Below are 12,751 nucleotides of genomic sequence, written 5' to 3'. Positions count from 1 at the left end.
TTTTTGTAAGTAACATTTAATGGATGCCTCTTGTGCAAGGCTAAGTGTGATCTGTGTTTTAATTTGTTATTATTTAAAAAATTGGTTTTAAGCCCGTATATGAAGGGTGTTTCCCTCCCGTATTCTCTAGGTTTTACTTAAATCATAGATGAGTTAAATTTGTTCGATTTGGTTGTTCCAATCGTGTTTTGAAGAGTGATTTCTAGAAGTGAGTTCGAGTTAAATGAAAACTTCCGTTGTTGATTTGTGGCTATGTTCTCTGAGTAATTTAGATGACCAGCCAGACAATGTATCGCAGCTCAAAAAGAGACTGACAGCCGATGAGATAGCCAAAGTTGAGCGCTATCGAATGCCCTCATCTCAAATTCAGGCTCTGTATGTTCGAAATTACCTTAGAAAGGTGCTGTCTCGCTATTCTGATTTGATGCCTGAAGCGTGGCGCTTTGAATATGGCGAGAAAGGAAAGCCAAGTTTAGTCGTCGAACAGCAACTCAAGACGGGGTTAAATTTCAATATTAGTCATAGCAAAGAACATTTGTTGATTGCAGTTTGCCAGATAGAAGGGAAGCAAGTTCAATTGGGTGTTGATATTGAACACGCAAGAAGTTCGACCAATATCGACTCGATCATGAAGCACTACTTTTCAGATAAAGAATTGGCGGATTTACTTGAGCTCAGCAAAGAAGAACAGAGAGAGCGTTTTTTCGATCTGTGGGCGTTGAAAGAGTCGTACATCAAAGCGACGGGTAAGGGGCTGGCCACATCGTTGCGAAGCTTTTCGTTCGAATTCTCCAATCTGACGGAGCAAACATTGCCAATTCACGCTTCGGATTTTCAACCAAACTTGCAGGATGAAATTAGATTGCATGGTGAAATCAGCATATACAGTGGAGTTGGGTTGGATGTTACTGAGAAAACCGATAGTTCTACAGATTGGCAGTGTTGCTTAGGGCGGCTGGACGAACAGTATCGCTTTGCGGTTACACTTGGCGGAAACTTGCTACCCATGCAGATAGAGGTGAGAACCTTTTCGTCGTCTCACCTCTTTTAAGCTAGCTTGGTGAGGTGAAGTTAGCTCGACTCTCCAAGCATCGCTTTTAATACTTCAGCGGGTACTGGCTGCAGTTGCTTGTCTTTATCAAGACAGACCATTTCAATATCACCAATCACAGCAGGCTTGGTCGCATTCTTACGCCACACTTCTTGTCGCCATAGCGTTTTGTATTTGCCATCGAGTTCAAAAGAGGTTCGGATGTCGCAGATCTCAGCGAATTCAACACCATCTTGAAAAGTCATGTTGGCTTTATAGACCGCAAAACCTAGTCCGTGCTCGTTCCACAATTCCGCCAGTTTATCGCTACCCAAGACATGTTCGCGCGCACGCTCAAAGTATTTTAGAAAGTTAGGGTGATAAACCACACCTGAGTGATCGGTATCTTCATAGTAAATTTGTACTGGGTGATGGTAGATCTGACTCATTAGTATCAACTCTTGGTAAGTAGTGGGGCTGTAAATCTGACTAAGTTGTGCAGCACTCTACAGGATAGGTCGAAATTACTTCAAGGCATCATCGGCAATGTGGCTCTTGGTCAGACCTCATTCGGTCGTATCCATTAGTGATACGTTGGTCAACTCCCACCCATTTACAAATATTCTATGTGTCATTTCCCACCCATTGATTTTTGCAGCGAGTTGGCGAGTGCAGCAGGCAAATATCATGAAGCCTTATGGTTGAAGGGTTGTTAATGGTTTGTGTTAATGTGGCGCGCTAATTGCCTTAGTGAAAGCACGCAGTTCCCATTGAAGGGCTGTTTTGTTTACTAAGGAGAATAATAATGTTTAAGCCTCTTACCCTGCTGTCTGTCTCTGCTCTGGCGCTCACAAGTTTTAATGCTGCTGCAAACTGTGATCCAGGTGAAATCGTGATTAAATTCAGTCATGTAACCAATACGGATAAGCACCCGAAAGGCATTGCCGCTTCTTTACTGGAAGAGCGAGTAAACACGGAAATGAATGGCAAAGCTTGTATGCAAGTTTTCCCTAACTCAACGCTTTACGATGATAATAAGGTACTGGAAGCCCTGTTAAATGGTGATGTTCAAATGGCGGCGCCATCGTTGTCTAAATTTGAGAAGTTCACTAAGAAATACCGCATTTTTGACCTTCCTTTCCTATTTGAAGACGTAGAAGCCGTTGACCGTTTCCAAAACTCAGAATCTGGCGAAAAACTGAAGAATGCGATGAAGCGTCGTGGCCTTCAAGGTCTAGCGTTTTGGCACAATGGCATGAAACAGATGTCGGCGAATAAGCCTCTTATCAACCCTGAAGACGCGGAAGGTTTGAAATTCCGTGTTCAAGCATCAGACGTATTGGTGGCTCAATTTGAACAACTAGGCGCTAACCCACAGAAGATGTCTTTCAAAGAAGTTTATGGTGGCCTGCAAACTAAGGTTATCGATGGTCAAGAGAACACATGGTCAAACATCTACGGTAAGAAGTTCTTTGAAGTACAAGACGGCGTAACTGAAACCAATCACGGTATCTTGGATTACCTAGTTGTAACGTCAAACGACTTCTGGAAAGACCTACCTGAAGATGTACGTACGCAGCTTGGCACTATCGTTCAAGAAGTCTCTGAAACACGTAATGCAGAATCTTCAAAAGTTAACCTAGCGAACAAAAATAACATCATCGAAGCCGGTGGTGAGGTTCGTACACTTACGCCTGAACAGCGTGAAGCATGGGTAGCTGCACTTCAACCAGTATGGAAGAAGTTTGAAAAAGACATCGGTTCAGACCTTATCGATGCAGCGTTAGCTTCAAACCAATAACACCGCTAAGGGAGTGGCGTGCATTTCGCCACTCCTTATTAAAATAACTATAAGCGGAGTCAATTATGGATAATCCTCAAATGGAACAACCAAATTCTAGCGAATCAGCACTGGAAACCTCTTTTTTTTCCAAAGTCGGAAGAGTTACGGATGTGATTGAAGAGTCATTAATCGCATTTTTCCTTGGCGCAATGACGCTACTTACTTTTGCCAATGTTGTATTCAGATACGCATTCAATGGCAATATCTTGTGGGCACTAGAACTGACTGTGTTCATGTTCGCTTGGATGGTGTTAGTGGGCGCATCTTATGGCGTTAAAAAACACTTCCACATTGGCGTTGATGTGATCATCAACCTTGCCCCAGAAAAGCTACGTAAAGTGTATGCGTTAATCGCCGTCACAAGCTGCCTAGCATTCTCAATCTTACTTCTTATCGGTTCTTGGAATTACTGGTACCCGTTCGCGACCGAGCGAGCTTGGTACGAGACCGATGATATTCCAATGCCCGAGATGCTTCAGTTTCTTGCTGACTGGCTGAATGAAGGCGAGCGATACGAGAAACTGCCACGTTTTATTCCTTATATGGCGCTGCCGATTGGTATGGCTATGCTGACGTTCCGATTCATCCAAATCGCTTATCAAGTGGCGACGGGCAAGCTTGACCGCATGATTGCAGGCCATGAAGCCGAAGAAGAGCTGGATGCATTGAAAGCTGATGTGTTAGCGGGTTCTGATGAAGACGCGACAGCGGTATTGGATTCGACTAAGCAAAATAAGGCGAACGAGTCGGGTACAAAATCTAACGGTAAGGAAGACTGAACATGGCAATGTTATTTCTATTTTTAATGGTAATTGCTTTCATGTTGGTCGGTGTACCAATTGCGATTTCCCTTGGTTTATCAAGTGTCATATTCTTGTTGATGCACTCTGATGCGTCACTAGCTTCGGTTGCACAAACGCTGTTTAATGCATTTGCAGGCCACTACACACTCTTAGCGATCCCTTTCTTTATCTTGGCCTCTAGCTTCATGTCCACCGGTGGTGTGGCGAAACGTATTATCCGTTTTGCTATCGCAATGGTCGGCTGGTTCCGCGGCGGTTTAGCGATGGCGTCGGTTGTGGCATGTATGATGTTCGCAGCATTATCTGGATCGTCTCCAGCAACGGTAGTAGCAATCGGTAGTATTGTTATCGCTGGTATGATCAAAAACGGCTACACAAAAGAATTCGCGGCAGGGGTTATCTGTAATGCGGGTACTTTGGGTATCTTGATTCCACCGTCAATTGTTATGGTTGTTTACGCTGCGGCGACGGATGTATCTGTAGGTCGTATGTTCCTCGGTGGCGTTATTCCTGGCCTGTTGGCGGGTGTGATGTTGATGATTGCTATCTACATTGCAGCACGTATTAAGAAGATTCCTGCACAGCCGTTTGTGGGCTGGGGTGAGATGTTCGCAGCAGCAAAAGACGCAAGTTGGGGTCTGCTACTGATTGTCATCATTTTGGGTGGTATCTACGGCGGTATCTTTACGCCGACGGAAGCGGCGGCTGTTGCAGCGGTATACGCGTTCTTTATTGCCAACTTTATTTATAAAGATATGGGGCCTTTCGCTGACAAGAAGAATACAAAGCCTGCTTTGGTTAAGGTGTTCCAAACCTTCTTCCATAAAGATACCAAAGACACGCTCTATGATGCAGGTAAGTTGACGATCATGCTGCTGTTTATCATTGCCAATGCTCTGATTCTTAAGCATGTACTGACAGAGGAACGCATTCCTCAGATGATCACTGAGTCTATGCTTTCTGCAGGCTTAGGTCCGATCACCTTCTTGATTGTGGTGAATGTTCTACTCTTGATTGGTGGGCAGTTCATGGAGCCATCAGGTTTGCTGATCATCGTTGCGCCGTTGGTATTCCCAATTGCAATTGCACTGGGTATCGACCCAATTCACCTAGGTATCATGATGGTGGTGAACATGGAGATAGGGATGATAACGCCGCCTGTTGGGCTCAATTTGTTTGTGACCGCCGGGGTCGCGAAGATGTCGATGATGAACGTGGTAAAAGCAGCGTTGCCGTGGGTTGGCGTGATGTTCTTGTTCTTGATTATCGTAACTTACGTACCTTGGGTATCAACATGGTTACCGACCACGTTGATGGGGCCAGAGATCATCACTAAGTAGGTAGTGAAGTAACAACGAAGTGATGAGGAGGGTTAAACCTCCTCATCGATAATCTTGCCATATCTAGAACCTGAATCAATCTGCTCATAGAGCGCTCTTTTTGCCTCTAATTCTGGCATGTATAGATCGACATGATTGTCAGTATAAAAAATACCATCTATCTCGAAAGTATCGGTGATCGAGGGAACTCTTGTTTTCTCACCCATAACGACTTCCTTATTATATTCATTGCATAACATCCTGTTATTGAAATAAGTATAGGTGATCTTGCTCCCAAATCTAATTTAGTTTGGTTCTACCTTATAAGATTCTTTCGTTAGCTGGTGTTTTTGCATCTTATCGTAGAGGGTTTTCCTCGGTAATTGCAGCCTCTCCATCGTCTCTTTGATGCTGCCATTGCATTCAATAAGTGCCTGCTTCAACGTGTTTTTTTCAAAGTCAGATACCAATTCTGCCAAAGACAGTTCTTGAGTAGTTTCAGTGGTGCTGTCTGATAAGTGAGATAGTTTGCCTAAAAGTACGAAACGCTCCGCAGTGTTACGCAATTCTCGTACATTTCCCGGCCAATCGTGGGCTAAAAGCTCGTGCAGTTCTTTCTGTGGAATTGCCGGGGCTGTTTTGCCATAACGTGCCGCAGCGACCAGTAAGAAGTGGTGGAAGAGTGCTGGGATATCCTCTTGGCGGCTTCTCAACGGCGGTAAATCTAGGGTGACAACATTCAATCGGTAGTAAAGGTCTTGTCTGAAAGTCCCTTCTTCAGCTGCCTTTTTCAAGTCCACTTTGGTTGCGGCGATTACTCGAATATCAAGTGGGACCAATCCGTTTGAGCCAACTCTTTCGATGACGCGTTCTTGTAAGACACGTAACAGGCGAATTTGTGCCTGCATCGGCATGGATTCGATCTCATCTAAGAATAGGGTTCCGCCTTGAGCAAACTCGAACTTGCCAATGCGTTTACTCTCAGCACCTGTGAATGCGCCTTTTTCATGGCCATACAACTCACTTTCAATCAGATTTTCTGGAACCGCCCCGCAATTGACGGCAACAAAGTTTTGTTCTCGTCGACTGCTTTGCTCATGTAGGGATCGTGCGACTAATTCTTTGCCCGTGCCTGTCTCACCAAACAACAAAATATCGGCGTTAGTGTCGGCAACGTGGGTGATGATAGAACGCAGTTCGGTCATTGATTGCGTGTCACCAATGATTCTTGGTCCAAGCGCTTTACTGGCCTTGAGAGAGCGCTTCAATTCAAGATTCTCAAGGGTAAGTTGGCGTTTTTCTATCGCTCGCTTAGTAGTTTCGATTAGACGTTCATTGGCGAACGGCTTTTCAATGAAGTCATAGGCGCCGTCTTGGATTGCTTGCACGGCCATGGAGATATCGCCGTGGCCAGTGATCATGATTACGGGGACTTCTTTGTCTTTGTGCATTACGGTGTTGAGCAAGTCATGCCCGGAAATACCCGGTAAACAGATATCAGTGATGATTACGTGGGGTAAGCCGTTCTCTTGAATTGCGAGCAGAGCAGATTCGGCATCGGGAAAGAACTCCGCTTCAATATCGGCGAGCTCAAAGCTCTGTTCAATCGCCATTCTTAGGTCGGATTCATCATCAATGAAATAGACGTGACACATAGTGATTCCTTTACTTCTTTGTATTCTGATTATCGCTGAGTTTTTTGCTTGTTGGTTGACTCGCTTGTTCAATAGCTAGCTTGCTAACGGTTTAATCTCAGTCTGTTGTTTTTGGTTTGGGTGTTGGTTTTTTTTCTTTTTGTTCTTGCTCAACAAGGGGCAACTCTATGCTGAACCGAGCGCCACCTTGAGGGCTGTGACCGGTAACGAGCTTGCCGTTGATTCCGCGGATTATTTGTTGAGAAATCGATAACCCAAGTCCAAGTCCGTTTTTCTTGGTGGTATGGAAAGGTTCAAAAAAATCTCCGCTCGAAGGGGAAGTGAAGCCGGGGCCATTATCATCGACATGAATCAGCAAGGTGCTGGCTTGTCGATGGTCGGATTCCCTAATCTCTAACAGAATAGCCAATTGCTTGTTGTCTTGTTGTTCCATCGCCTGAATCGCGTTGGTCAGCAAATTAATGATCACTTGTTCCAATTGGATAGCGTTGGCGAGCACGCAAGCATCAAAGATTTCAGGGAGTTCGTTAACCTTAACTCGTTCACTCTTGAGTTGTGGTTTCATCAGCTCTCTTGACGAGTGTAATACGGGAAGTATCTGCAACGTATGTAATTCTTCCGCGGTGGATTTCTTTGCAAAAGAGCGAAGCTGGTGGCTGATTTTCGCCATGCGATCAGTGAGCGCTGAGATTCGCGAGAGGTTGTCATCGACACGATCGATCTTTTCTTTGGCAAGAAACAGTCGGCCGTTGTCGGCATAACTGCGAATCGCAGCGAGAGGGTTATTTAACTCATGGCTGATGCTTGCCGACATTTGCCCTAGCACCGCCAGTTTGGCGGCTTGGATGAGTTCGTCTTGTGTCTGTCTCAGTACATGTTCGGTTTCGATACGATGTTTAATCTCGACATGCAGCTCTGATGTGCGCTCAAGCACTTGAAATTCCAGCTTTTGTTTGGCTTCAGATTGCAGCCTATCAATTTGGGCACGCCTTTGTTGTCGATGGTGATTGAGCTGCATCGTTAGATAAATAATCGCAAAGATAAGGCTCAAAACCACTAGGTAAGCCACCAGATCCCACCAAACTAAGTGGGTCGGAGAAAATACCCGTATGGTGAGTTTCGGTTCGGCTAAGAAGCGTGATGAGCTAAAGAATTGCTCTTGGACGAGCTTGTGCGGAGACTCAATATTGCTAGTCGCACTCTCGAAATCACCAGAGAAGTGAAGGCTTTCTATTTTGGTATCGAGATATTGTCTGCTTTCGTGAATTCGAGCTTGCTGTGCTTGGCTCAGCGGCTGAAGGCTTTTGAACAGCCATTCAGGATTACTCGACATGAATACGATTTGGTCTTTATCGTCAGCAACAAAAAAACTCTGTTTGCCTTTCCAACTTGCTTCAATCAGCGATAAATCCATCTTTACGACAATGACGCCAATAATCTCAGCGGCATAGGAGACCGGATAAGAATAATAATAGCCTCGCTTTCCAGACGTTGACCCTAGCGCAAAATATTGATTTTCATTGCCCTGAATGGCTTCTTGATAGTAGGGACGGAAAGCAAAGTTTCGACGAATAAAAGAACGCGGTTGATTCCAGTTACTGGCTGCGATAGTGGTGCCAATGCTGTCTAATAGATAAGTGTCGGACGCTTGAATCACCGAATTTACGTGCTCTAGATAGCGATTGGTGAGTTCGATTTGCGCAGAGTTACTTGGAGAGTGAAGGGCATCGACCAGCTCTTTGTCTTTTGAAAGCAGCTCGGGAATGTGCGCGAACTTATCCAGTTGGCTTGAAATATGAACCGAAAAGCGGTCTAGCTTAGATTGATGATCATTTAACAAACTTTCATGACTTGTACTCCACACCCAATGACCGCCAAATACCATCAGTAGACTGTATATGGCCATTAATAGTATTGGGATTCTAAAAGCTTGAAACATGAAGGCTCTCCGCTAATTTCTTTGGTAATCAATCAAGCCCGTCTTCTCTCATTTATGGTAGCAAATAGCGGTAGTTTTTGCTGAAAGGAGAAAGTCGACAGGTGGGGGTAGGTTAAGGGTTTGTAACGGGGATTGTTGAAAAAGTTATCGACTCTGAGGGGTAAAACAAGAGCAAGATCTCTTTTTAAGGTTTTTAGCAAAAAAAGCCCTCGATTCCCTTGAAAAAGTCGCTATTGTCCCCATTTCTGTTGTGCTAAGTGATGATTTGATCGTTTTTGTATCATTTAGTTGGACGAATTTAGAGCATTCATCATCATGCAGAGGTGAACGGCTCGACAGAGATTAAACAGATCGCTAGAATGTCGCATCTAAAATTTCTGTCCTGAGGCTAATCGGAGATACCTTTCTTGTTTCCGAAAACAAGCTTCACTGCTTTTTATAGGTTCGTGAAAACGTTTTATAACTGCGTGAGAACGTTCAATAAGCATGTGAAGAACGAAGATATCGCTGATTAGTCTGGTGTTTGGTTGAATAATCAATTCAGACATCAATGCTCGATTTTAAATTAGGTGTTCGGATAGAGCACTACACAAGAATGCAGCCAACAACGTCGGCTTTTGAATTAAAGCTAAGTTACGGCTCATATGCTCAGATTACTGAGCCAGTTTTGAGGTTTATATAATGCAAGTTACTGTTGAAACGCTAGAAGGCCTAGAGCGCCGTCTTAATATTACTGTTCCTGCTGCTAACATCGAAGATGCAGTTACAGCTGAACTACGCAACATCGCGAAAAACCGTCGTTTCGATGGTTTCCGTAAAGGCAAAGTGCCTATGAAGATGGTTGCTAAAATGTACGGCAAAGCAGTACGTCAAGACGTGATGGGCGAAGTAATGCAACGTCACTTCATCGAAGCGATCGTTAAAGAGAAAATCAACCCAGCTGGCGCACCTACTTTCGCACCAGTTGAAAACAACGAAGGCGCTGACCTAGTATTCAACGCAACTTTTGAAGTTTACCCAGAAGTTGAGCTGAAAGGTCTAGAAAACATCACTGTTGAGAAACCAGCAGTAGAAGTTAAAGAAGCTGACGTTGAAGAGATGATCGAAACTCTACGTAAGCAACAAGCAACTTGGACTGAAGTTGAAGCTGCTGCTGACGCTGGTTCTCGTGCAACTATCGACTTCGTTGGTTCTATCGACGGTGAAGAGTTCGAAGGCGGTAAAGCTGAGAACTTCCCACTAGAGATGGGTGCTGGTCGCATGATCCCTGGTTTTGAAGACGGTATCGTTGGTAAAACAGCAGGTATGGAATTCGAAATCGAAGTAAACTTCCCAGAAGATTACCACGCTGAAAACCTAAAAGGTAAAGCTGCTAAGTTCTCTATCAAGCTGAACAAAGTTGAAGCTCGTGAGCTTCCAGAACTAAACGAAGAATTCGTTTCTAAGTTCGGCGCAGCTGAAGGCGTTGAAGGCCTTAAAGCTGAAGTTCGTAAGAACATGGAGCGTGAGCTTAAGCAAGCTGTTAAGAACCGCATCAAAGAGCAAGCAATCGACGGTCTAGTTAACGAAAACAACATCGACGTACCTTCTGCTCTAATCGATCAAGAGATCGGTGTTCTACGTCAACAAGCTGCTCAACGTTTTGGTGGCAACACTGAAGCTGCTGACCAACTTCCACGTGAGCTGTTCGAAGAGCAAGCTAAACGTCGCGTAGTTGTAGGTCTTCTTCTTGGTGAAGTAATCAAGACTGAAGAACTAAAAGCTGACGACGAGAAAGTTAAAGCTATCATCGAAGAGATGGCTACAGCATACGAAGATCCAACAGAAGTTATTGCTTACTACGAGCAAAACGAGCAAATGATGAACAACATGCGCAATGTTGCTCTAGAAGAGCAAGCTATTGATGCAATCATCGCTAAAGCTCAAGTTTCTGATAAAGAAGTTAGCTTCAACGAGCTAATGAATCAGCAACCTGCTTAATATAGTAATATCTGACGTAGAAGGTTGACGTACGGTCAACAATTCTGCTAACAATGGTCCGTATGATTTAATCATTCGGGCCATTTATTTTAGGGACATAAGAATATGAGCTACCAAGAAAAAAATACAATGCCATCGATTATGGACGCACTAGTTCCTATGGTGGTTGAACAGACTTCCCGTGGTGAACGTTCTTACGATATTTATTCTCGTCTATTAAAAGAACGTATCATTTTCTTAACAGGTCAAGTGGAAGACCACATGGCAAATCTTGTCGTGGCTCAACTGCTTTTCTTGGAATCAGAAAACCCAGACAAAGATATCTATCTTTACATCAACTCACCTGGCGGTAGCGTAACAGCGGGCATGTCTATCTACGACACAATGCAGTTCATCAAGCCAAACGTGAGCACAGTCTGTATGGGTCAAGCTTGCTCTATGGGTGCATTCTTACTAGCGGGTGGTACTCCTGGTAAGCGTCACGTGCTTCCAAACTCACGTGTAATGATTCACCAGCCACTTGGCGGCTTCCAAGGCCAAGCGTCTGATATTCAAATTCACGCGCAAGAGATCCTAACGATCAAACAAAAGCTAAACAAACTATTAGCAGAGCACACTGGTCAGCCTTTAGAAGTTGTTGAGCGTGATACAGATCGTGATAATTTTATGTCTGCTGATCAAGCAGTAGAATACGGCTTGGTAGATTCAGTTCTTAATCACCGCGGTCAATAATTGCACGGCAATTGTTTAACGCAAAGTGATTCAAATTGATATACACTCAAGCATAGAGAGTAAAGGCTAAGAGGTTAGCGAATGACAGACAAAAGCAAAGAGGGTGGTAGCGGTAAACTGCTTTACTGCTCTTTCTGTGGCAAAAGCCAACACGAAGTTCGCAAGTTAATCGCAGGTCCTTCTGTTTACATTTGTGATGAATGTGTCGATCTTTGTAACGACATTATTCGTGAAGAAATTAAAGATGTTCTTCCTAAGAAAGAATCGGAATCGCTGCCAACGCCGCGTGAGATTCGTGAGCATCTTGACGACTATGTAATCGGTCAAGAATACGCGAAGAAAGTGCTAGCAGTTGCGGTATACAACCACTACAAGCGTTTGCGTAATGGTGACACGACAGCTGAAGGCGTAGAGCTAGGTAAGAGTAACATTCTTCTTATCGGTCCTACTGGTAGTGGTAAAACGCTACTGGCTGAAACACTGGCTCGTTTCCTAGACGTTCCATTCACAATGGCAGATGCAACAACACTAACCGAAGCCGGTTATGTGGGCGAAGATGTTGAAAACATCATCCAGAAGTTGCTTCAGAAGTGTGATTATGACGTAGCGAAAGCAGAACGCGGCATTGTTTACATCGATGAAATCGACAAGATTTCTCGTAAAGCTGAAAACCCATCAATCACGCGTGACGTGTCTGGTGAAGGTGTACAGCAAGCTCTACTTAAACTTGTTGAAGGTACAGTTGCTTCAGTTCCACCTCAAGGTGGTCGTAAGCATCCACAGCAAGAGTTCTTGCAAGTGGACACGTCTAAGATCCTATTTATTTGTGGCGGAGCGTTCTCTGGCCTAGATAAAGTGATTGAGCAACGTGTAGAAAAAGGTTCGAGCATCGGTTTTGGCGCAGAAGTGCGTTCAAAAGATGAAGCAAAAACTGTGGGTGAACTGTTCACTCAAGTTGAACCTGAAGATCTCGTGAAGTACGGTCTAATTCCGGAATTCATTGGTCGTCTACCCGTGACAACGACACTGACAGAACTTGACGAAGAAGCTCTAGTTCAAATTCTTTGTGAACCGAAGAATGCGCTTACTAAGCAGTACGCAGCATTATTTGAAATCGAAGAGACTGAATTAGAATTCCGCGACGATGCTCTACGTGCAATTGCGAAGAAAGCAATGGAACGTAAAACGGGTGCTCGTGGTCTGCGTTCTATCTTAGAGGGTGTTCTACTAGAAACTATGTACGAACTGCCATCTTCGACAGATGTAAGCAAGGTTGTGATAGATGAGTCGGTAATTAATGGTGAGTCAGAACCACTGTTGATTTACAGCAACTCAGATAACCAAGCCGCGGTTGCAGAGTAGGTCTTTTTTAGACAAGTCACTCAAATTGAAAAAGGAGGTAAGCAATTACCTCCTTTTTTTTATTCTTCCATTGAATCCAGTCGTTTAA

General features: G+C 44.2%; 11 protein-coding genes and 1 pseudogene. 8 read left to right on the top strand and 4 right to left on the bottom strand.

Translation table 11 applies throughout. The features are described from left to right. The first annotated feature begins 223 nt into the window (after positions 1-223). Positions 224-1,051, top strand: a complete 828-nt coding sequence (locus L3V36_RS12200; RefSeq protein ID WP_061024982.1) for a 4'-phosphopantetheinyl transferase superfamily protein — start codon at positions 224-226, stop codon at positions 1,049-1,051. A 20-nt stretch (positions 1,052-1,071) separates the two neighbouring features. Here the strand turns inward: L3V36_RS12200 and L3V36_RS12195 are convergent, their stop codons facing one another. Next, entirely contained in the window at positions 1,072-1,479 is a 408-nt protein-coding gene (locus tag L3V36_RS12195; RefSeq protein ID WP_016795211.1) for a thioesterase family protein, read from the bottom strand. Between the two features lie 356 nt (positions 1,480-1,835). Here L3V36_RS12195 and L3V36_RS12190 point away from each other — a divergent pair, with 356 nt between their 5' ends. The 3 genes from L3V36_RS12190 (at position 1,836) to L3V36_RS12180 (ending at position 5,016) form a co-directional block, all read left to right on the top strand. Further along, the gene (locus L3V36_RS12190; RefSeq protein WP_004736072.1) at positions 1,836-2,831 is read left to right on the top strand and encodes a TRAP transporter substrate-binding protein; all 996 of its coding nucleotides are present in this window, start codon (positions 1,836-1,838) and stop codon (positions 2,829-2,831) included. Positions 2,832-2,896: 65 nt separating this feature from the next. Continuing rightward, on the top strand, positions 2,897-3,652 hold the full coding sequence (locus tag L3V36_RS12185) for a TRAP transporter small permease (protein WP_017076776.1): 756 nt from the start codon (positions 2,897-2,899) through the stop codon (positions 3,650-3,652). 2 nt (positions 3,653-3,654) lie between these two features. Then, entirely contained in the window at positions 3,655-5,016 is a 1,362-nt protein-coding gene (locus tag L3V36_RS12180) for a TRAP transporter large permease (protein ID WP_004736074.1), read from the top strand. 32 nt (positions 5,017-5,048) lie between these two features. On the opposite strand, the gene L3V36_RS12175 is transcribed toward L3V36_RS12180, so the two are convergent. The 3 genes from L3V36_RS12175 to L3V36_RS12165 form a co-directional block, all read right to left on the bottom strand. Continuing rightward, on the bottom strand, positions 5,049-5,222 hold the full coding sequence (locus L3V36_RS12175) for a hypothetical protein (RefSeq protein WP_208775062.1): 174 nt from the start codon (positions 5,220-5,222) through the stop codon (positions 5,049-5,051). Between the two features lie 78 nt (positions 5,223-5,300). After that, positions 5,301-6,650, bottom strand: a complete 1,350-nt coding sequence (locus L3V36_RS12170; RefSeq protein WP_017080353.1) for a sigma-54 dependent transcriptional regulator — start codon at positions 6,648-6,650, stop codon at positions 5,301-5,303. A 97-nt stretch (positions 6,651-6,747) separates the two neighbouring features. Beyond that, positions 6,748-8,589, bottom strand: a complete 1,842-nt coding sequence (locus L3V36_RS12165; protein WP_208775061.1) for an ATP-binding protein — start codon at positions 8,587-8,589, stop codon at positions 6,748-6,750. A gap of 163 nt (positions 8,590-8,752) precedes the next feature. Here L3V36_RS12165 and L3V36_RS23945 point away from each other — a divergent pair. The 4 genes and pseudogenes from L3V36_RS23945 to clpX form a co-directional block, all read left to right on the top strand. Continuing rightward, a pseudogene (locus L3V36_RS23945) lies at positions 8,753-8,935 on the top strand (hypothetical protein); the annotation flags it as partial. A gap of 335 nt (positions 8,936-9,270) precedes the next feature. Continuing rightward, positions 9,271-10,569 (top strand): trigger factor, encoded by a 1,299-nt coding sequence (gene tig / locus L3V36_RS12160; protein WP_004736079.1) that lies wholly within the window; start codon positions 9,271-9,273, stop codon positions 10,567-10,569. 105 nt (positions 10,570-10,674) lie between these two features. Continuing rightward, entirely contained in the window at positions 10,675-11,301 is a 627-nt protein-coding gene (clpP, locus tag L3V36_RS12155; RefSeq protein ID WP_004736080.1) for an ATP-dependent Clp endopeptidase proteolytic subunit ClpP, read from the top strand. Between the two features lie 81 nt (positions 11,302-11,382). Then, entirely contained in the window at positions 11,383-12,663 is a 1,281-nt protein-coding gene (gene clpX / locus L3V36_RS12150) for an ATP-dependent protease ATP-binding subunit ClpX (protein WP_004736081.1), read from the top strand. Positions 12,664-12,751: the final 88 nt, after the last annotated feature.

Source organism: Vibrio sp. G-C-1 (assembly GCF_021728015.1).
Taxonomy (GTDB): domain Bacteria; phylum Pseudomonadota; class Gammaproteobacteria; order Enterobacterales; family Vibrionaceae; genus Vibrio; species Vibrio splendidus.
This window is presented reverse-complemented; position numbering and strand designations above follow the sequence as displayed.